The organism is Microcoleus sp. bin38.metabat.b11b12b14.051, from assembly GCF_013299165.1.
GTDB lineage: Bacteria > Cyanobacteriota > Cyanobacteriia > Cyanobacteriales > Microcoleaceae > Microcoleus.
In genome coordinates, this window is sequence record NZ_JAAFKD010000020.1 from 54,004 (window position 1) to 75,373 (window position 21,370).

At 43.0% G+C, this 21,370-nt stretch carries 17 protein-coding genes; 12 read left to right on the forward strand and 5 right to left on the reverse strand.

The features are described 5' to 3' along the window. Nucleotides 1-100: 100 nt before the first annotated feature. Nucleotides 101-1,222, reverse strand: coding sequence for a flagellar assembly protein H (locus QZW47_RS20420; RefSeq protein WP_293130476.1), 1,122 nt, complete (start codon nucleotides 1,220-1,222; stop codon nucleotides 101-103). A gap of 206 nt (nucleotides 1,223-1,428) precedes the next feature. Here QZW47_RS20420 and QZW47_RS20425 point away from each other — a divergent pair, with 206 nt between their 5' ends. From QZW47_RS20425 to QZW47_RS20455, 7 genes are all read left to right on the forward strand, one after another. After that, complete coding sequence (locus QZW47_RS20425) at nucleotides 1,429-1,689, forward strand: hypothetical protein (RefSeq protein WP_293130478.1); 261 nt, start codon at nucleotides 1,429-1,431, stop codon at nucleotides 1,687-1,689. Next, complete coding sequence (locus tag QZW47_RS20430; protein WP_293130480.1) at nucleotides 1,671-1,910, forward strand: hypothetical protein; 240 nt, start codon at nucleotides 1,671-1,673, stop codon at nucleotides 1,908-1,910. The genes QZW47_RS20425 and QZW47_RS20430 overlap by 19 nt, the downstream gene beginning before the upstream one ends. Before the next feature lie 185 nt (nucleotides 1,911-2,095). Continuing rightward, on the forward strand, nucleotides 2,096-2,320 hold the full coding sequence (locus QZW47_RS20435; protein WP_293130482.1) for a hypothetical protein: 225 nt from the start codon (nucleotides 2,096-2,098) through the stop codon (nucleotides 2,318-2,320). A 16-nt stretch (nucleotides 2,321-2,336) separates the two neighbouring features. Next, entirely contained in the window at nucleotides 2,337-4,493 is a 2,157-nt protein-coding gene (locus QZW47_RS20440) for a GTPase (protein ID WP_293130648.1), read from the forward strand. After that, a complete protein-coding gene (locus tag QZW47_RS20445) occupies nucleotides 4,471-5,298 on the forward strand; it encodes a hypothetical protein (RefSeq protein ID WP_293130484.1) in 828 nt (275 codons plus the stop codon). The genes QZW47_RS20440 and QZW47_RS20445 overlap by 23 nt, the downstream gene beginning before the upstream one ends. Nucleotides 5,299-5,309: 11 nt before the next feature. Beyond that, a complete protein-coding gene (locus QZW47_RS20450; RefSeq protein ID WP_293130486.1) occupies nucleotides 5,310-7,622 on the forward strand; it encodes a dynamin family protein in 2,313 nt (770 codons plus the stop codon). A gap of 105 nt (nucleotides 7,623-7,727) precedes the next feature. Then, nucleotides 7,728-7,916 (forward strand): hypothetical protein, encoded by a 189-nt coding sequence (locus QZW47_RS20455; RefSeq protein ID WP_293130488.1) that lies wholly within the window; start codon nucleotides 7,728-7,730, stop codon nucleotides 7,914-7,916. Nucleotides 7,917-8,223: 307 nt separating this feature from the next. Here QZW47_RS20455 and QZW47_RS20460 read toward each other — a convergent pair whose 3' ends face one another. Continuing rightward, on the reverse strand, nucleotides 8,224-8,829 hold the full coding sequence (locus QZW47_RS20460; protein ID WP_293130490.1) for a pentapeptide repeat-containing protein: 606 nt from the start codon (nucleotides 8,827-8,829) through the stop codon (nucleotides 8,224-8,226). Between the two features lie 566 nt (nucleotides 8,830-9,395). Between QZW47_RS20460 and purL the strand changes: the two genes are divergently transcribed. The 3 genes from purL to QZW47_RS20475 all read left to right on the forward strand — a co-directional run bounded on the left by purL (nucleotide 9,396) and on the right by QZW47_RS20475 (nucleotide 15,839). Next, nucleotides 9,396-11,933 (forward strand): phosphoribosylformylglycinamidine synthase subunit PurL, encoded by a 2,538-nt coding sequence (gene purL / locus QZW47_RS20465; protein ID WP_293130492.1) that lies wholly within the window; start codon nucleotides 9,396-9,398, stop codon nucleotides 11,931-11,933. A gap of 251 nt (nucleotides 11,934-12,184) precedes the next feature. Next, nucleotides 12,185-13,651: an amidophosphoribosyltransferase gene (gene purF / locus QZW47_RS20470; protein WP_293130495.1), complete on the forward strand. Its 1,467-nt coding sequence runs from the start codon at nucleotides 12,185-12,187 to the stop codon at nucleotides 13,649-13,651. 1,102 nt (nucleotides 13,652-14,753) lie between these two features. Then, a complete protein-coding gene (locus QZW47_RS20475; RefSeq protein ID WP_293130498.1) occupies nucleotides 14,754-15,839 on the forward strand; it encodes a DUF3474 domain-containing protein in 1,086 nt (361 codons plus the stop codon). A 587-nt stretch (nucleotides 15,840-16,426) separates the two neighbouring features. Here the strand turns inward: QZW47_RS20475 and QZW47_RS20480 are convergent. From QZW47_RS20480 to QZW47_RS20490, 3 genes are all read right to left on the reverse strand, one after another. Continuing rightward, complete coding sequence (locus tag QZW47_RS20480; RefSeq protein WP_293130651.1) at nucleotides 16,427-17,017, reverse strand: hypothetical protein; 591 nt, start codon at nucleotides 17,015-17,017, stop codon at nucleotides 16,427-16,429. A gap of 91 nt (nucleotides 17,018-17,108) precedes the next feature. Then, entirely contained in the window at nucleotides 17,109-17,516 is a 408-nt protein-coding gene (locus QZW47_RS20485) for a hypothetical protein (protein WP_293130501.1), read from the reverse strand. Between the two features lie 327 nt (nucleotides 17,517-17,843). Further along, nucleotides 17,844-18,233 carry a DUF1830 domain-containing protein gene (locus tag QZW47_RS20490; protein WP_293130504.1) on the reverse strand — a complete coding sequence of 130 codons (390 nt, stop codon included), beginning with the start codon at nucleotides 18,231-18,233 and terminating at the stop codon, nucleotides 17,844-17,846. Nucleotides 18,234-18,607: 374 nt separating this feature from the next. Between QZW47_RS20490 and QZW47_RS20495 the strand changes: the two genes are divergently transcribed. Together QZW47_RS20495 and QZW47_RS20500 are read left to right on the forward strand one after the other, a co-directional pair. Next, complete coding sequence (locus QZW47_RS20495; RefSeq protein WP_293130507.1) at nucleotides 18,608-20,188, forward strand: photosystem II high light acclimation radical SAM protein; 1,581 nt, start codon at nucleotides 18,608-18,610, stop codon at nucleotides 20,186-20,188. Nucleotides 20,189-20,320: 132 nt separating this feature from the next. Beyond that, a complete protein-coding gene (locus tag QZW47_RS20500; RefSeq protein WP_293130510.1) occupies nucleotides 20,321-21,295 on the forward strand; it encodes an Rpn family recombination-promoting nuclease/putative transposase in 975 nt (324 codons plus the stop codon). The last annotated feature ends 75 nt before the right edge of the window (nucleotides 21,296-21,370 follow it).

A 21,370-nucleotide genomic window follows, 5' to 3' on the forward strand; every position in this document is an offset into this window, starting at 1 on the left:
CGCATGACCGTAGTTATTGACATCTCCAAAATTCAGGGGCGGTGTCTGTGAGAAACCGCCCCAATATTGACAGGCGATTGCCCGTCAGTTTATTTTGTTTCTAAGTCAATGATTGTGCCAATCTAGCTGTCAGTTCTTCGAGAGACAACTGAGGTAATTCTGCCAATAAAGATGATAAATTTTCCGGAGACAAAGCCAGAAAATTAGGGATAATACTAGCCAAAACTTCTGATGACTGTTCTCCTTGATTCAACATTTTTTTCAAGACAGTTTCCGCCAACAAATTTTGGACTTGTTGGTGTTCATTTTCTCCCGCAGACAGAGTAGACAATTGAACTAACAGCAACGTAAATTCAGCAACAGGTAAAGCAGATACCGGCAGAATTAATGCGAGAGTTCGCGGGTCTAACTCCCCAAATCTGACTTGCAAGAAACTCTCCAAAATCATCCGCTGTCCTTCTTCCCGGCCTTCTTCTCTTCCTTCTTCTCTTCCTTTTTGTTGTGCCGCTTCTAAATGTTGTTGAAAAAGAGGTGCGATCGCCATAACTAACTCCTGATCTTCTTCATCCCCTGCGGGAATAGTTGGTGTATTCGCTTGCAAATTTGCTTGCAAGATGTACAATAATTGTAGCGCGTTAGCTCGGAGTGGATTATCCATAGGCAATGCACTTAATTCGGCGATCGCCTGCTGCTGTACCCGTCCGCGGCCCAACATTCGCAACCACATAGTCTCTGGGCTTTTCGGTAGCTGGTGAATGGCGATTAGTCCCACCCTCCAAACCTCAGTTAAAAAATAAACTCCTTTCCCCCAGCCCTCTGACTCTTCGGGAACCCGAAAACCAAAACTGTCCAGTAAAAGTTCCGAAGCAGTGGGAGTTAAAATCCACAACGTTGGCAATTGTCTTTCTTGTAAACGCTGGTCTTCTCGATTAGCCGATCGCCCCAGTTTGGCCCTACTATTTAATAGTTTTACCACACAACTGAATATTTCTTCGACATTTACAGGATTGCGGAACGGTTCAATCACCGCTACAGTGGCAGCCATTTTACCTAATAAACCTAAACTTTGGACGTATTCCGTCTCAAAAGAAGTTGGTTGAAACCAGACATCTATTTCTCTGACTTCAGCGGTGACATCTTTGCTTGTTTCTACTTGTCCGAGGGGTGATAATAATTCTTGAAGGTATTCTTTGGCAAACTGATCGTGGGGAAACTTAGTCATAAAGTCAATATTTTGCGATCGACTGCTATTTTACCAAAAAAATAGTCACAAATAAACACCTAACTCAAATGTTAACAATATCAACGCCCCCTGAACAAAGAGTTTTACTGCCAAATATCAGTTGAAAATTATATAAAAATCTGCTCGCATAACTGGGAAACAAACGTTCTAGTAGAATTGCTGATCGTCAAGGTCAATTAGAAATAATGGTGCCGCTACCAGAACATGAAAATCGCAACAGACTGATCGATCGCCTAGCAGATTTAGGCGTATCGGAAATCTGGCGTTACGACGGACGAAGCATCAAGTTTTATCGATTGCAAAATGGCGAATATGCAGAGTGCAATTTTCCCCTCGCTTGGACGATGCTACCGACTACAAAAGTTGATGAATTTATCGATCGCACTCAAACGACAGGCGCAACCGCAGCAGTGCGAGAATTCCGCGAATGGGTGAGGAATCAGTAATTGTCAGTCTACAAACTCTCAACGCGCGATCGCCCTTTAACGCCAATGACGATGAGATATCTTGCACAAAACTCGACTGTGCGTGCGATCGATCTTTTGAGAAATTGTGCGATCGACTTGGGAAATATGGGTATAATTTATCACAAGTGAGAGCGATCCTTCAGCGATCGGGCGATCGTTTGATACCTGCATTCAGCAACGCCGGCCGATCATCTGATTGAAGACCTGCAACAATCTGAAGAGCCTGTGTATAAAATTATTTAAAGAAAGTGCGATCGTATCTTGACAGGTATAGTCTAATACCCTAGAGTCATGATTAAACAGTGCGACTGTCAGCCCTTTATAAGTTGCGACTCAAATATGTTAACTAGGATACATATTCACTATCAACACCAGTATTTAACACATGAGTAAACAATTATACAAAGTTTTTGACGAAGTAGAATTCAAAGCTCAACTGCTTGCTAAATACTGGAATAATTTTTATACAGAAATTTCCGAGCATTTACCAGATACATATCAGCCGGAAATGCAAGAACTCTCTATGAAGTTAGACGAGGCTTTAAGCAATCTGGTCGATCAACTTCGTAATCCGACTCTGAACTCTGGCGACTACAGGAACCACCAGTAGCGGGAAAAGCACTTTGGTGAATTTGTTGTGTGGAGCCGAAATTGTTCCTGTAGCCGTAAGTGAAATGAGCGCAGGGGCAGTCACTATCGAATATAGCAAGGAAAAGTCTCTAATAATCCATGAAACACCAGGAGCATTGTGGGAGTGTGGAGAATGGAGAGGTATCAGAGAGGAGAAAATTTATCAGCGCTTATACGAAGCAATGATAAGTTATATCGAAAATAGAGAAAAACAACCGAATTTAGCTTGTCCACAATCTACAATCTTTTACCCTTTCCGGCTTGTCAAAGAGTCTCAACTGGAACTACCCCAAGGAACAAGGGTAAAAATTCTTGATTTACCTGGTTTAGCCTATGTGGGCGATCGAGGTAACGCAAATGTGATTCAACAGTGCCGAGAGGCATTGTGCATAGTGACATACAATAGTGCAGAAACCGATGCACAGAAAGTAAAAAGCTTATTGCAAGAAGTTGTACAGCAGGTCAAAGATTTAGGTGGTTCCCCTGCGCGGATGCTTTTTACTCTTAATCGTATTGATGTTTTCCGAGCCGATAGAAATTGGCCTGACACAGAAAATCGCTTTGTTGAAAATGCTATCCGCAGTATTAAAACTGAATTGACTGAACAATTAAAAGAATATACAGAAGAGATTGACAAGTTGCAAGTGGTAAAACTCAGTACCTGGCCTGCTTTACTAGCCCTTGAGATACAAAATCATGATGAAATATTCAGTGCTGAGGCGTGTAAAAAGGCAGACAACAATTTTAATGGATTAATTGATGAAGATATACTAGAAGACCTGCCACGTAACGTACAAAAATGGTCTAGACACGACCGAAACCGAGTTTCTGAATCATTATGGAAAAAATCTTATGCAGAAGAGTTTCAGCAACACTTAAAGGAACATATTAATCAACACTTTCCACAGTTAGTAATACCGCAAGCTATAGAACGTTTTAATGTAGCTGCTGGAAATGCTGTAGCAGAGTGGGCAGTACAAACAACCACGGCCATTCTTAGCAGTTCAGAAGAACACTACCAACAGGAATGTGAAAAAATATCACACATTAGGTCATCACTTGACCGTTTTCTTCAACTTAGCGATGCAAATTTGAGAATGCCGTTTGAAAAGATAGATGCAAAATTTAAACAAGTCATAGAAAAAAAGTCAGAAGACGATCTTGTGTTCTATTTACAAAAAACCCTGAAGGAACTTCAAGATGTTGAACCTTATAAGGAATTAGGAGAAAAATTATACCCCCTTTATGGATGGAGTAGAGAATTAAGTAGAGGGATAAAGCAAGTTTTAGAATCAGTAGCAGAATCTTTGGAGAAGGGGCAGATACTGGTAAAAAACCCAAATTTAAAAAAAGCAGATGATTCACAGGTACAACTTCTAGAAAGCAACCTCAAACGACTAATAAACTTAGGCTACACTGGGTCTGCTGCTAGAGATGGTGAAATAAGAGAAGCAAGAACAGATGAGGATAAAAAAAATCTCGAACTACTAAATCAAGCCTTAAACGACTTGTCTAAGCATTTGAATCTGGTAATGAAAGATATTTTAAAACAAATCTCTAATCAGGAAATAGAGAGGATGTACCAGGCCGTGGTCGAGCTTTTCAATTGTCATTTATCCCATTTAGAAAAAGGAGCAAATAAAGAAGCACCCAACATAATAATCAGGTTTCCTGATTCCCAACTGATACGAGTTAAAAAAGAACTTTCATTTAGTTTAAGTTTTGAATCTGGCTTTTCAATTACAGAAGGCAATTGGGAAGAAGAGAGTAGAATTTTTTGGCACTGGTTATGGTTGGTTCCAAAATACGAAGCACGATGTAGCGATAATGCTACAATTCCTAGCACAGAGAATTTATTAAAAAACTGGGATAGTCAGGTAAAATTAGCTGAACCAGACCTAGTTAAACAAATTGCCAGTTGGTTGCTAGAACAAATTGATTGTTTAAAAAAAGAGGTACATAAAAATCAAAATGATATTCTCGATCGTTATCAAGCTAGACTAGATAAAGCTCACCAAGAAATAACTTTAGATTATGAAAAGCAAAAAAATGTTTGGCAACCTATGGAACGAAAAGCCCAAGAATTGGCAGAAGAATTTGTTGTATTAGGAAAACTCTTAAAAAATGAGGATGAAAATTCAAGTGGCAAATGAGCATCTAGAAAGACTGTATAAAGACGTTTTTGATCAAGTGTACCCCCTGATCGTAAATCAGAAAAACGGCGTTTTATACAAAGTAATACATATATTACTTGAGTCCGAACAATCAAAATCAAAAGCAGACGAACTATGTACTCGTTTTGGTATCAAAGATGATGCTTCGTTAGAGGATGATCGAGATTACATTGATTTCCTAATACCTCAACCCAAGCTCTTCTTACATCCATTTAATGATAATTTATTACAGAATGTTATTAATCCAGATATGGTAAAGATTGCTTGGATTGTGATTATAGCCTGCATACTGGTGGGAGTTGCTGTGTGTATCCAATACATAAGAAAGCCTAAGCAAGAGCCAACAGGTAATGCAAGAAATCAGAAACCTGATTCTTTGCAGGTACTACCTCCTGAACCAATTACTGCTGCTTTATGTCTTGTTGTTCCAGCATCTGTAATCATTGATTTAAAAGATAAGCATCCAAATGGTTTTACAGACAACCGTCTAGAGACTTCTGACCTCAAAACGCTGATAGATAACGCCTCGTATTTTCTATGCACAGACGTTAATAAGGCTAATTCAAAAGAGCAATTTTTAGAAATAATGCCAAATGAAGACATTCCAACTAATAGTAACCGAGAAGTTTATATTATAATTCATATCAATCAGGGGCAAGAAATGATTGACAAAGAAAGCCCTTACATATTAAAAAGAAACCTACCCAACTATGGACAGCGTATTATTCAACAATACGCTTGTCTTAGAAATTTATCTGGCTTAGAAAACTTTAACCGCATTTAAGGAACCCCAAAATGGATTGGAAAACAGCTTCTTCTTACTATGAAACTCGTCTCAGTGACGCTTTAAACATCCAAAGACACGCGGTAAATTTAGCCAACTTACCTCAATCTGAAGTTCCGGCTCGATTAAAAGACGTACTTTTACAAGAAGCAGAACCAACTCGTCGCCAACTTGAAAGACTCAAAAAGCGCGAGTTTCGCATCGCTGTTGTCGGGCTAGAGAAAGCCGGGAAAAGCACCTTTATTAATGCTTGGTTGCAATGTGATTTACTTCCAGCCAAGGGAGGAAGATGCACATTTACCACAACCCAAATTTATTCAGTTGAAAACGAGTCTGAACAAAGGCTAGAAGTACAAGCGAGAACCGAAGAAGAGTTTATCAACTTACTCAAAGAACTTGAGAAAGTAGGGGCGAAAGAAGACCTAAATACTATAGGATTCAACGAAATAACTTTACAACAGGTAAGAAGAGAAGGTAATCTGACTTTTCCCTTTACTAGACTCGAAGATATTAGAGAACCACTCAAGAAGTATGTAGCAGATGAAAAGTATGCTCACGCTGTTTTAGAGGCGAGACTTTATACTAACAAACTTGCTCAAGCTGAAGGAATTGTTTTTTATGATGTTCCCGGTTTAGATTCAGGTTTAGCAAAGCACGTTGATGAAGCACAAGCTATGCTCTCTGACTGTGATGCGGTGATATTGGTACAGCGGTTTACTAGCCTCCGAGAAAAGGAACTAGAAATCATCAAGTTTACCGAACTTGGCGATAAAAACGTCACGGTTGCTGATAAGCTTTTTGTCTTTTTAAGTCGCATTGATTCATTAGGTAGTGCAGAGGCGCTTAAAACACATATTGAAGAAGCATCTCAAGACTGGTTAAAACGTGCAAACCTTCCCCCTGAACGCATTGTACATGGTTCAGCCGGAGCCTATCTAATGTTGAATGGTTTAGCAGGAGAACAGACTAAGTTAGAGATTGGGGACGCAACCCATATTCAAGCTCGATTAAAAACATTAACTGGAATTACCGATGAAGAAACTCTGAATAAAAATGGCACTGGGATTCCCGAAATTAAGGAGAAAATATTTAACTATATCAACACTGAGCGTGTCTCTATTTTAAAGAAAAGATGCGAAGCGTCTATCAATAAAATTTTCAGCAATTCTGAACAAATTTATCTTACAGTCAGCAAAAAGTATCCAGAAAATCCTGAAGAAGCCAAGCTATTTGAAGAAAATAATCGGCGGGTTTTATTTACAGAATGGTGGAATCGAAAATGGGAAACCATCAAAGCTGATTTACAAAAATACTATGAATATTCTATTGTCAACAAATCCTTAGACAGTTCTAATGCTAAGTCATTCACTCAAATAGAAAAATTTAGAGAACGATATTTACAAATCGTTGACAACGAAATGCAGAAACTCAGGGAGGAAACATTTAAAAAGAAAGATACCATTTTTCTTGCTAACTCAAATCCCGAATTTGACCGCATGAAAGCCAATTTTGCTTGGCGTGATGATTTGTACGGTGATATTAGTAAGCTTCTCTCTGCAATTGCTCATCAACTTGCTTTAGAACTTAAGGATGAAGCATTAAAATTAGTTGAATACATGACAAGTTTATTATGGGAAAGTAATCAAGTAAAACCCAGGCTCATTGAAAATTCAGAGGAATATTTTTTAGCAAAACTAGAGAATAGCTTAAGCGTATTATTTTTACGCTTTGCTCGTCCAGTTGCTGAAGCGCTGATTCGCGGCCCAGTTAATAGTGATACTCGAAATAAAATCATCAAAAGTTTAGGGGTAGATATTGAAATTATTGATAACTACTATAGTGGTGAAGAAGCTGCCTTTAAAGTTCTCAAAAAATATGTAAAGTATGGTTCAGATTTACTATTTAATTCTGAGATTCGGCAACAAGTATTAGGAGTTACAGGAGTAGCAACACAAATTGCTGGGGTAGCAGCGCAAATAGTGGTAGATGTTTCTAAAGACATAAAATTGCCACAAGAAGCTGTAGTTTTTGAGGTAGAAAATGATATTAATGCGTTTGAAGAATACTTACGCTATGCAATTTTTAGTGCTGCTGGTTTCGAGTCATACTGTATTCAAGAACTGAAGGGTTTAGTTGATAGTTTCCGAGACAAAGAAGGTACTTGGACTGGCGTTGCTCTCAATGAGTGGTTGCAGGAAAATCCACTTCTGTTTGCTGAAATACCTCATAATTTGAAGTCACAAGAATCGAATTTAGAAGTTAGCGAACGATTGAGGCAATTATCTATTGCTTTGAAAAGAAGTCGATCGCCGGAGGTATTGTGAGTGACTGAAAATACAGGAAAATAGACAAGATTGCAAAAGTCCTTTTAATCAAATTCTAGGACGGGCTCTCCGGCCCATTCCACAAGAAAAGATGATTTTTGTAGGATGGACATCTTGTCCGTCTTAGCTATTTTTGCAATCTTGTCTAATTTAACATTAAGTCTATGGGTACGATCGCCCAAAACATCTTCCGCCATCATCAATCAGCTTCTAATCCGCCGCCAAAATGCCGCCCCGATCGCAAAACTCAACCCCAACAACGTACATCTTTCGCTCGAAAGGCTATATGTTTGATCTATTTCTTTGCTTTGATAGATCGATCGCCTTTATCGCAACAATTACCAAAAAGTTGAAATTGTCACAAAAGTTTAAAATTCTCAAAGCTAGTACGATCTAATTAACAAAAATAAGTAAAAACATTGCCGGAGTAATTTATCAGTCTTGGACGCACTCCGACAAAGAAACCGGGTTTTTTCCCAAATCTGCGAATCATAGCGCGTCTTCTCGGAAAAACCCGGTTTCTGACCACCCGTGCGTCCAGGACTATTTATATGGATCTCGTCGTAGTCCAGAACTGTCATAATGGATTTGGTTTTACAGCTTACCACGGCAAGCCTCGCGCATCGGAAAAATCGGCATCGAGAACTGCCCCTGGATCGAATACAGCACCAGTCAAATCAGCTTTTCTAAACGACGTTACTGACAATTTTTCGATTTCTTCAACTGCGATAAAAAAGCCGATCGCAGTTAACCCCAAAATTACCCCAGAAACTAACAATAAACCAATTCCCCTCAGATTATCCCCCCCAAACAATGTCACAATACCGTTAGCCCCGATCGCAGCAGCAGCCCCCGCCACAGCCCCAGCGACAATTCCCGCCTCGCCCCGAGTCGCAGCAATCGCTGTCGCAGCCGTCCCCGCTACCGCCACAGCCCCCGCATCCGCCCCGCCAATCAATCCAACCAAAGCCCCAGCCACTGTCACAGTCACCGCAGTTACCCCCGCCCTAGCAATCAAATTTTTTACCCGCCGGCGGCTTTGTCCGCTTCTGACACCCTGAAAATTTGCTCCCCTTAAAATCGCACCGGTGAAATTGCAGCCTCGAATGTCGCAACCGCTGAAGTTCGCCCCTGATAAGTCCAGCCCTTTAAATGAACGGTTCCGCAAGTTTTGGTTGGCAAAATTGAGATTTTGAGGTTGAATCATAAGGAAGATGGAAGAAGGAAGAAGGAAGATGGAAGATGGAAGATGGAAGATGGAAGATGGAAGATGGAAGTACGAACCGCGAAGACGCTAAGGACACGAAGGAAGAGGTAAGAAGGAAGATGTCATATGGAATCTTCGACAAGGGTTTGAGGAATTAAGAACATTTTAACCGTCGGGCGTGGTTGCCATAGCATAAAACAAGATATATGTCAATTATTATCGGATATTTGGTAACTTCTCAATTTGCCTGTATGATCGATCGCGTGCTAGGAGTTAATCGGAGCGATAAATAACTGGTACTATCTTTGACATTAAGTTGAGAACAATGCAGCCCCCTCAATCCATACTAGAACTTCAAATCTGAACGCTGTTATCAACAAACTTCTCGAAATTACCATTAACTGTCCTGGACGCCGGGGTGGTCAGAAACCGGGTTTTTTGGGAAAATACACAGGTTCCAACTCTCAGATTAAATAAAAAACCCGGTTTCTTTGGCGTTGATGTCTGCGTTCTGATTTAAAGAATTCCCGATCGGGATGTAAAATCTACAAAACATTGCAATTATTATGTCAAACCTTCCCTTTTCTCCCGAAGAAATTGCCGCCGAAAGACTCAAACCCGAAGAATATGAAGAAATCGTTCAGCGTCTGGGCCGCCATCCTAATAAGGCTGAATTGGGAATGTTCGGCGTTATGTGGAGCGAACACTGCTGCTACAAGAATTCGCGGCCGCTATTAAAACAGTTTCCCACAGAGGGCGATCGCATTCTGGTCGGGCCTGGAGAAAATGCTGGTGTCGTAGATTTGGGAGATGGCTTACAACTTGCTTTCAAAATTGAATCCCACAATCACCCGTCAGCAGTCGAACCTTTCCAAGGCGCAGCAACTGGTGTTGGTGGGATTCTCCGCGATATCTTTACTATGGGTGCTCGCCCGATCGCACTTTTGAATTCTCTGCGTTTCGGCAATTTAGATGATAGCAAAACTCAGAGATTATTTAAAGGTGTAGTTTCGGGAATTAGTCACTACGGAAATTGTATCGGTGTTCCCACAGTTGGCGGCGAAGTTTACTTCGATCCTGCTTATTCTGAAAACCCGTTAGTTAATGTCATGGCTTTGGGTTTGATGGAAACTCAAGAAATCGTTAAATCGGGCGCAGCGGGAATCGGAAATCCCGTGCTTTATGTCGGTTCTACTACTGGTCGAGATGGCATGGGAGGCGCAAGTTTTGCTAGTGCAGAATTGACTGAGAAATCGATGGACGATCGCCCTGCGGTGCAAGTAGGAGATCCATTCCTCGAAAAATCCTTAATTGAAGCTTGTTTGGAAGCATTCAAAACTGGCGCAGTTGTCGCCGCCCAAGATATGGGTGCGGCGGGAATTACCTGTTCGACATCGGAAATGGCAGCTAAAGGTGGCGTTGGAATTGAATTTGATTTAGATAAAGTTCCGGTTCGAGAAAGTGGTATGGTTCCCTACGAATACCTGCTTTCGGAATCTCAAGAACGGATGCTTTTTGTGGCCCACAAAGGACGGGAACAGGAATTAATTGATATTTTTCATCGCTGGGGATTGCACGCTGTAGTCGCGGGGACAGTCATCGCAGAGCCGATCGTCCGAATTCTCTTTAAAGGTGAAATCGCTGCGGAAATTACGGCGACGGCTTTGGCTGATAATACGCCAATTTATCACCGCGAATTGTTGACAGAACCGCCAGAATATGCTAGGAAAGCCTGGGAATGGACGGCGGCTCAGTTGCCGGAATGCACCGCAGCCGGTATCGAAGTTCAAGGTAATTTGCAGACTTGGAATCAGATTTTGCTGACTCTGTTAGATACTCCTAGCATCGCTTCTAAACGCTGGGTTTATCGCCAATATGACCATCAAGTGCAGAACAATACTGTGCTGTTACCAGGTGGCGCGGATGCTGCTGTTGTTAGATTGCGATCGGTCGAAACTTCCCAATCTTCCCTTGCTAAAGGGTTAGAAGAACCCCCCCAACCCCCCCTTGCTAAGGGGGGGCTACAGAGAGAAGATGCTGTTGGTCAAGCTTCTGCAAGCAAACAGGAAGAAGATGTAATTCCTCTATTTTCAAAGGGACAAGGTAGAAAACTTCCCGAAATTTCTCCCCCCCTTAGCAAGGGGGGGCCAGGGGGGGTTATTCCCGGAGTTGCTGCAACGGTTGATTGCAATTCTCGCTATGTTTATCTTGACCCCTATGAAGGTGCAAAGGCGGTAGTGGCGGAAGCGGCGAGAAATTTGAGTTGTGTTGGTGCTGAACCTCTTGCTGTTACTGATAATCTCAATTTTGGTAGTCCTGAAAAGCCTGTGGGATATTGGCAGTTAGCATCGGCTTGTCGGGGAATTGCTGATGCTTGTCGCGAGTTGGGAACTCCAGTAACTGGCGGTAATGTTTCTCTTTACAATGAAACGGTTGATGCTGACGGAAATCCTCAACCAATTTATCCGACTCCGGTAATCGGAATGGTGGGGTTGATTCCGGATTTGACGAAGATTTGTGGCCAAGCTTGGGAAAAACAGGGAGATTTAATTTATCTGTTGGGAATTGGCGAATCATCGGAAAATTCTGATGTGCAAACTTCTCCGACTCTAGGCGGTTCGGAATATTTGGCTGCTGTTCACGGTACGATCGCGGGTAAGCCTCCAATTATTGATTTCAATCTAGAAAGAGAAGTGCAAAAAGCTTGTCGGGATGGCATTCGCAGCGGTTGGGTACGCTCTGCCCACGATTGCGCCGAGGGCGGAATTGCGATCGCCCTGGCGGAATCCTGCATTTCTGCTAAACTGGGTGCCACAGTCCACCTGTACCCAAACTCGCAGCGGTCTCAGCGTTGGGATGAACTGTTGTTTGGCGAAATGGGTAACTGCATTTTAGTTTCGGTGAGTCCAGCCAACGAGGCTGTTTGGACATCCTATTTGCAGGAGCATTTAGCCGGGAAGTGGCAGAAAATCGGCTTGGTTGGTAATACTAAATCGTGTTTGCGGGTTTTTACTACCGATAATCTGCCGTTAATTGAGGTTAATATCGCAGAACTGGGCGATCGATACTACAATGCGATCGAACGCCGCATAGCTTCAGTCTGAAATCCGACATCAGTTGCCACGGATAACAGCCCTCCCACTTAACAGTAGTTGAGAGATCGCAATTTTAGGTCAAAGTTTAATCGCCAGATCGAGGCGAGTAAATCTAAAATCTAAAATCTAAAATCTGGAACAGGAGGTCTGATTCGTGGCAATATTAAGAAAATGTTAAATTATGCGACATCTTCCCGAACAGAATTCACCGGTGAACTTGTCCCCCTCAAATACCATCGCTATTAAGAGCCAACCCATCTATGATTCCCAACCATTCCTTCGAGGCTGACGAGCATTCTAGCAAACCCGACAAGCCCGAGGAAGCTTGTGGCGTTTTTGGTATCTACGCACCGGGTGAAGATGTCGCCAAGTTGACCTACTTCGGTTTGTACGCGTTGCAGCACCGGGGTCAGGAATCAGCCGGAATTGCTACTTTTGACGGTGAAACAGTCCACCTGCACAAGGATATGGGACTGGTTTCACAAGTCTTTAACGAATCGAGTTTAGGTCATTTGCCAGGTAATTTAGCCGTAGGCCACACTCGCTACTCTACTACGGGTTCGTCGCGCGTTGTCAACGCTCAACCAGTGGTCGTTCCAACCCGTTTGGGAAGTCTAGCATTAGCACATAACGGAAATCTTGTCAATACCAAAGAATTGCGGGAAGAATTGATGTCTCGCAATTGCGAGTTTGTCAGCACGACGGATTCAGAGGCGATCGCAGTGGCGATCGGTTGGGAAGTAGACCATGGGAAAGACTGGTTAGAAGCTGCGATCAGTGCCTTTGCTATGTGCCAAGGAGCCTTTAGTTTGACGATCGCCACTCCAAAAGGCGTTATGGGAGTCCGCGACCCCCACGGCGTCCGCCCGCTGGTAATTGGCACTCTCCCCACAACTCCGGTACGATACGTTTTAGCATCCGAAACTTGCGGCTTAGATATTATCGGGGCAGAATTTTTGCGGGATGTAGAACCGGGAGAATTAGTTTGGATTACAGAAGAAGGTATGGCTTCCTTCCACTGGAGTCAGCAGCAGAAGCGCAAACTTTGTATCTTTGAAATGATCTATTTTGCTCGACCCGACAGCATTATGGAAGGTGAAAATTTATATACCTACCGACTGCGACTCGGGCGGATGTTGGCCGCCGAATCTCCCATTGATGCTGATATAGTCATCGGCGTTCCCGATTCTGGCATCCCAGCGGCGATCGGCTTTTCTCAAGCTTCCGGCATTCCCTACGCCGAAGGATTGATTAAAAATCGCTACGTTGGACGCACTTTTATTCAACCGACTCAGACAATGCGCGAGTCAGGAATCCGCATGAAACTCAACCCTCTCAAAGATGTGTTGGAAGGAAAGCGGGTAATTATTATCGACGATTCCATCGTGCGCGGGACTACCAGCCGCAAAATTGTCAAAGCCTTGCGGGATGCGGGTGCTACCGAAGTTCACATGAGAATTTCCTCGCCGCCGGTGACTCACCCTTGTTTCTACGGTATCGACACCGACAATCAAGATCAGTTAATTGCTGCTACTAAGTCAGTCGCCGAAATTGGCATTCAAATTGGGACTGATTCCTTGGCTTTCTTGAGCCGGGAAGGAATGCTGACAGCCACGAATGAAGACACGAAAACTTTTTGTTCGGCCTGTTTTACCGGCGATTATCCGATCGAGATTCCCGCAGTCGTCAAACGGGAGAAGCTCATCTTAGAAAAGGCTACAACCTAGAAAATCTAAAATAGATCGGTTCGTAGTGCGGACTTTAGTCCGTAAGAAAAGAGCGGACTAAAGTCCGTACTACGAACCAATCTGATATTTGTTAATCGAGCGGACCGGTTCGTAGTGCGGACTTTAGTCCGTAAGAAAAGAGCGGACTAAAGTCCGTACTACGAACCAATCTGATATTTGTCAATCGAGCGGACCGGTTCGTAGTGCGGACTTTAGTCCGTAAGAAAAGAGCGGACTAAAGTCCGTACTACGAACCAATTTGATATTTGTGAATCGAGCGGATATGATATGACTGGCCGCGCAGTCAATCTAGGAGTTTGAACGAAAATCTAAAATGCTTGAGTTATCGACAATTTTCGGGGGCTTTCATCCCATTTTGGGCGGCCACTTTCAGCAATTTATGAATTTTCAAATTTTTCTGGTAACTCATTGCCAGAAAGTGTGTAGAAATGTTACATTAACTTAGCTCTAGCAAATCTTGCAGAATTTGTGAATTTGTAGTGAGCGATCGGTTGGGTAGAACTTGCGTGAAACCCCAGACTCCGATTTGAGGTTTGGAATTGGAGAAAAAATCTCAAATTTCAAATCGCCATCTAAAATCGATCGCCTCAACCTACAAATTCCTTGACAATTCCTGCTCGAAATGCTGTATGCTACCTGCGAACTGGAGATAGTTCCTCCAAAAGTGCGATCTCAAATTGAAGTCGCATTTCGCACCAACAACGGGTACAAGAGATTTTTTTAGATAACAGGGTCGATCGCACAAATTTTTGCCACACAAGTATTCCCCAAGCTCAATTGCTTGAGAATTGCGGGCGGGCTATTGATGCGAACTAAATAACTTTAGAAACCCTTGCCAAGTAAAGAATATGGCTCCTCGCGGGCAAAAGATCACCTCACCCGCACAGGGATACAAGCCCTCGACTTGTATCACGAGCAGCCAAAAAATTTAGATATTTAGTTTAAGCCGCAGATTCATCTCTGGAATAAATCTAAAATCTAAAATCGTTCGACTGAGCGAAGTCGAAGTCTAAAATCTAAAATCGATTGACTGTTAAAAGGCGGAATGCGGTTTCTCAAGTCAGCTTAAATCGGAAACTTCGTGCAATCAAACACTGTTATCAATCCGCCGAGCGATAAAGGCTCATCATCTCGTACAAAAGAGTTACCTTTTACTCTTGCTGATGTCAAAGCAGCCATTCCAGCCCATTGTTTTGAACCCTCGGCTTGGAGATCTCTAGCTTATTTCTTTTTGGATTTAGGGATTATCGCAGGCTTATATGCGATCGCCTACAGCCTCGATTCCTGGTTATTTTATCCAATCTTCTGGTTCATGCAAGGAACCATGTTTTGGGCATTGTTTGTAGTCGGCCACGACTGCGGGCACGGTTCATTTTCTAAGAGCAAATGGCTCAACAACCTGATCGGACACCTCTCTCACGCACCAATTCTCGTACCATTCCACGGTTGGCGGATCAGCCACAGAACCCACCACGCGAATACAGGCAGCTTGGACAACGATGAAAGCTGGTATCCCGTGTCGGAGAGCAAATACAATGAAATGACCTGGTACGAGAAGCTAGGACGTTTTTATCTGCTGTTATTTGCATATCCAATTTATCTGTTTAAGCGATCGCCCGATCGGGTAGGTTCTCACTTCATGCCCGGTAGCCCGATTTTCCGTCCTTCCGAAAAAGCGGACGTATTGACGAGTTCCGCATCCTTAGTGTTAATGGTAGCCTTTTTAGGCGCGTTAACCTATCAATTTGGTTGGCTGTTTTTACTCAAATTCTACCTAGTTCCCTACGTAGTATTTGTAATCTGGCTGGATTTGGTAACATTCCTGCACCACACAGAATCCGATATTCCTTGGTATCGCGGAGATGACTGGTATTTCTTGAAAGGTGCGTTATCTACGATCGATCGCGATTATGGAATCATCAATTCCATCCATCACGACATCGGTACTCACGTAGCCCACCACATTTTCTTGACAATGCCGCACTATCACTTAAAGGAAGCAACAGAAGCAATTAAGCCTTTGTTGGGTGATTATTACCGCAAGTCAACCGATCCAATTTGGAAGAGCTTTATTCGCTCTTACTGGGATTGTCACTTTGTCTCCGATACAGGTTCTGGAGTTTACTACGAATCGCGTAACACTCGGAAATCGGCTGAAGCTAAGTAACTTCTAATCAACAATAGAATACACCAGCAAAACCCGGCTTCTCAAAAAAACCGGGTTTTTCATTAATAACATTTGAGAAAGGCTATATATTTGGGGCGGGATCTCCGGCCCACCCCACAATAATTTTAAGTTGTAGGGTGCGTCAGTTTGGTAATTTTAAATAATCACTCCTAATCTAATTCTGACGCACCATTTATTTGAAGAGTGCGTCAGTGGTAGGGTGCGTCAGTTTGGTAATTTTAAATAATCACTGCTAATCTAATTCTGACGCACCATTTATTTGAGGAGTGCGTCAGTGGTAGGGTGCGTCAGTTTGGTAATTTCAAATAATCACTGCTAATCTAATTCTGACGCACCATTTATTTGAGGAGTGCGTCAGTTGTAAGATTGTCAATTTGTAGCGAAAATCTCCCTAGCTGACGCACCCTACTTAACTTTAGTGGTAGGGTGCGTCAGTTTGGTAATTTTAAATAATCACTGCTAATCTAATTCTGACGCACCATTTATTTGAGGAGTGCGTCAGTTGTAAGATTGTCAATTTGTAGCGAAAATTTCCTTAGCTGACGCACCCTACTTAACTTACAGATTTACAGATTACCTTGAAGAGCGATCGCAGTTGCGATCGTCCACGCATCCACCAATAGCAGCAACAGCGTACAGAAGAGCAAAATCAGATACATCCAAGGCTGCGACAAAGGTCGAACATCCGTAGTATCAATACCCGTTTTCGCTTCCACCAAACGCACGAATTTACCAAATCCAGCCACCCGCATCGGTAACAAATAACCTTCACCCGCATGACTCAGAAAATAATATACTAAACCTCCTTGACCGGTCGATCGAGGTTTAAGAGCTTTCACCTCAGTCCAACGAAGCGACCAACCCTTGCGAAACACGCGCGGAAACCAGTTCGGATAGGTGACTTGAATCCCCTCCTCGCTGAGAATTACCCGTTCGCACAGCACGCCATACAAGCCCACAGCGCCGATCGCAATTGCCACCCACAGTGCTGCGGGCGAAACCGGTGCTTTCGTGACTTCCGACAAAAACGGTAAGGGAATACTCAGGGCGACGTACAAACTCAACAGCGTGATTCTAATTAGCGGAGAAAGCCGGAATACTGCCGGCTCAAATACCGGGGGGGAAGATGGGGAAAGTGCGATCGGTTCTGCTGACATAACTGAAATTTGAGAAGCTGTATATTGATATTTTTGCACAGCTTTCTGGCTCGCGAACAAAACTCAGGCAAATATGAAAAACAAACTAATATCAATCCTGTTCAGATAAGATAAGACGGCGGTTGAAACCGCGCCTACAAAAACCAAGTCCGCCTCCGCGGACTGAAGAAAAAAAAGTAATTTTAACCGCCCACTCTTCAACTAAGATAAGACGGCGGTTGAAACCGCGCCTACAAAAACCAAGTCCGCCTCCGCGGACTGAAGAAAATAAAGTAATTTTAACCGCCCACTCTTCAACTAACATAAGACGGCGGTTGAAACCGCGCCTACAAAAACCAAGTCCGCCTCCGCGGACTGAAGAAAATAAAGTAATTTTAACCGCCCACTCTTCAATTAAGATAAGACGGCGGTTGAAACCGCGCCTACAAAAACCAAGTCCGCCTCCGCGGACTGAAGAAAAAAAAGAGCCGTAGGGTGCGTCGCCATTAAAAATCCCCAAATAAAAATCGCTAGTCTGATAGCGACGCACCTATACTCTTGAAGAGTCGAGCAAACAAAATCAATAATTATCTAACAACACTTGAGAGAAATGGTATAAGGTGCGTCGCCACTCGAAAAGTCGATTAAATAGCAGGGATTGTTGATGGCGACGCACTCTACAAATACTCAGACAAATATGGAAAACAGGACTATATTTGCAGTGTTGAGTTTCGATCTAAAAGTCTATTCAGAAACTTTGATTCTTAACTGTTGAGTTTCTACAGCTTTGCAGAAGTTGGAATCTTGAGCGCGGAGTTATCAATTAACTCAAAACTCACAACTTCTATTAATCGACGGCTGTTAGTGCGGGTACAGTCAAAGGTTCTGATATTTGTCGGGATTTGGGGCGACCGGTGGCTGGCGTGCGATCGCCCGAAACTGCCCCTCGGGATCTGCTAAGATTGACGTTTGAGTAGGGGCCTTCGTTAATCTGCAAGCGATCGCAAGGAATTTTATCCGACAAAATTGCACTCGCCATCATCCCGGTGTGAATTTCCAATGCTGCGGCCCGCATCGCTTCAAACACTAAACGCTGTCCGGGAAATACCACTCGTTCAAAATACCAGTTAGGAATGTTACAGATGCGAGCAATTTGAATCTGACTGGTGGCGTTGACGTAGCAGCAGAGAATTTTGCTGTCGGCGTCTGAGGGTACTGGGTCAAGAATTTGAGCCATAACTGCTGAGGGGCTTTGCCTAAAAGTTTTAGTTATCTTATTAGGCTAACATCTTGCGATCCCGGCCTGTTGTAAAGCCGACTACCAACTGAATAACACATGAGAGACCGATCGCCCAAAACTTTCTATGTCTCAGAATAAAAATCTGCTTTTCGACTCCTAGCTGCGATTTTTAGTCAAAATAGGCTGTATTTCCCGAAAAAGCTGCTTTTTTCGGCTGCTGTCGCCCACCGACACCCACAAGCTCGCCGTTAGGCATCTTAGCAAAAATTAAAAATATTTAATATTAAATTGCGAAAATTAGAGATAATGTAAAGTTATATTAAAAGAATATAAACATAGTTAAAAAAGTTCCACATTAGGATATGGCAACCATGGAAAACCAAGAAAACCGAGTTTTGTACGTTCGCCTCCCTTGCAATCCGATTTTCCCGATCGGAGTTGTGTATCTTTCGGATCACGTGCACAAGCTGTTTCCCGATGTCCAACAGCGGATTTTCGACTTAGGCGCAGTACCGCCGCTGGATTATGCGAAAGGTTTGGATGCGATCATCGATGAGTTTAAGCCAACGCTGTTGGTTTTCTCTTGGCGGGATATTCAAATTTACGCGCCCGTCGGCGGTAGAGGCGGTAATCCGCTGCAAAATGCCTTCGAGTTTTACTACGCCAAAAATCTGCTGACCAAGTTCCGGGGTGCGATCGGGGGATTGCGTTTAGCTACGTCTTACTATACCGAACTCTGGCGCAATCTGGGACTAATTAAGCGCGGATTGAAGCGGGCCCGGAAATACTGCCCGGAAGCTCGTGCAGTGGTCGGTGGTGGCGCTGTGAGCGTGTTTTACGAGCAGTTGGGGCGCAGTTTGCCGACGGGGACAGTGGTTTCGGTGGGCGAAGGTGAAGCTTTGCTGGAGAAGTTGATTAAAGGCGAAGATTTGGCGCAGGAAAGGTGTTATGTAGTAGGAGAAACTGTACCGCGCGATCGACTAATTCACGAAAAGCCAGCCAACATCGAGAAAACGGCTTGCAATTACAACTACATCGAAACCATTTGGCCGGAATTTTCCTATTATCTACAGGATATGGACTTCTACCTCGGAGTCCAAACCAAGCGCGGCTGTCCTCACAATTGCTGTTACTGTATTTATACGGTGATTGAAGGCAAGCAAGTGCGGATCAATCCGGGGGATGAGGTGGTGGCGGAGATGCGCCAATTGTACGATCGAGGTATCCGCAACTTCTGGTTTACCGACGCTCAATTTATCCCCGCGCGCAAATTCATCGATGATGCGATCGAATTATTGCAAAAAATCATCGCCTCCGGGATGACAGACATCCACTGGGCTGCGTACATCCGCGCCGACAATCTCACACCCGAATTGTGCGATTTGATGGTAAAAACGGGAATGAATTACTTTGAAATCGGCATCACCAGCGGTTCCCAGGAACTGGTTCGCAAAATGCGGATGGGCTACAACTTGCGCGTAGTTTTGGAAAATTGCCACGATTTAAAAGCCGCCGGTTATAACGATGTAGTTTCGGTAAATTATTCATTCAACGTCATTGACGAAACCTTTGAAACCATCAGACAAACTATTGCCTATCATCGGGAATTAGAACGAATTTTCGGAGTTGACAAAGTAGAACCGGCGATTTTCTTCATCGGCTTGCAGCCGCACACAATTTTAGAAGAATATGCCTTCAAACAGGATATTCTGAAACCAGATTACGATCCGATGAGTTTGATGCCTTGGACAGCGCGCAAATTGCTGTGGAATCCCGAGCCTTTGGGTTCGTTTTTCGGACAAATTTGTTTAGAAGCTTGGCAGAGAAATTCCAATGACTTCGGGCGAGAAGTGATGGCAATATTGGAGGAAAAACTCGGCTGTGCTGATTTAGAAACAGCTTTGACTGCACCAGTTGAAGTTAAGGATAAACAGTTAACTGCTGTTCGTTGATTTCCTGGTTTGTAGTAAGGACTTCAGTCCTAAAAAATTAAGAATGGAAGGACTAAAGTCCTTACTACAAACTAAAAAATAATAGATCCGTCGAGACTCAAAAAAATAAATTATAAATCGGAGATAAAAACCATGACATTTATCGATCCCAGGACAGATTTTGCCTTTAAGAAAATCTTTGCTTCCGCATCAAGCAAGCCAATTCTCATCAGCTTTTTAAATGCCATAATTTATCAAGGGAATCCCACGATTCAAGATTTACAAATTATCGACCCGTATCAAGCCGGAGAAGTTCTGGGTTCTAAAGACTCATATTTAGATGTCAAAGCAACCCTCGATAACGGGACGATCGTGATTATCGAAATGCAAGTTTTGAATGTTAAAGCCTTTGAAAAACGGATTGCCTACAATGCGGCGAAAGCTTACGGAAATCAACTGACGCGGGGCAAGGGCTACGTAAATTTAGACCCGGTAATTGCCATCACAATTACAGATTTTATTTTGTTTGAAAACACAAACAAAGTAATTTCACGTTTTTCTTTTAGAGAAGAGGAAGAACACTTTGATTATATCTGTCCGACAATGACGCTGATTTTTGTGGAATTACCGAAATTTCATAAATCTCTTGATGAGTTAGAGTTGCTAGTTGACAAGTGGATTTATTTCATTAAAGAAGCACCGAGTTTAGAAATGATTCCAGAATCGCTGGAAACAACTACACCAATTCAGCAAGCTTTTGATATTGCTAATGCCGTGAACCTCAGTCGCAAAGAATTAGATCAATTGGAGGCACAGGTGTTTTATCTGCAAGATCAGCAAAGGTCGAGAGAAGAAATTTTAGAAACAGGATTAGAAAGGGGTTTGGAGCAGGGTTTGCAGCAGGGTTTGCAGCAGGGTTTGCAGCAGAGTTTGCAGCGTCAAATTAATACTGTGATTCGTTTACTGGAACGAAAGTTGGGAACGTTGGATGAGTCAATTAAATCTAGGATTGCACAGTTATCTAGCGATCGACTCGATAATTTGACAGAAGCTGTGCTTGATTTTAATAGCGCGGACGATTTGGTGAATTGGTTGCAGGAAATGGGCGATCGATCTTCATTCAGTTGACAGTTGACAGCGAAAATTTGATCAAACTTTTGTGGGATGGGCTTTGAGCATCGTCCTAAATATACAATTTAAGTG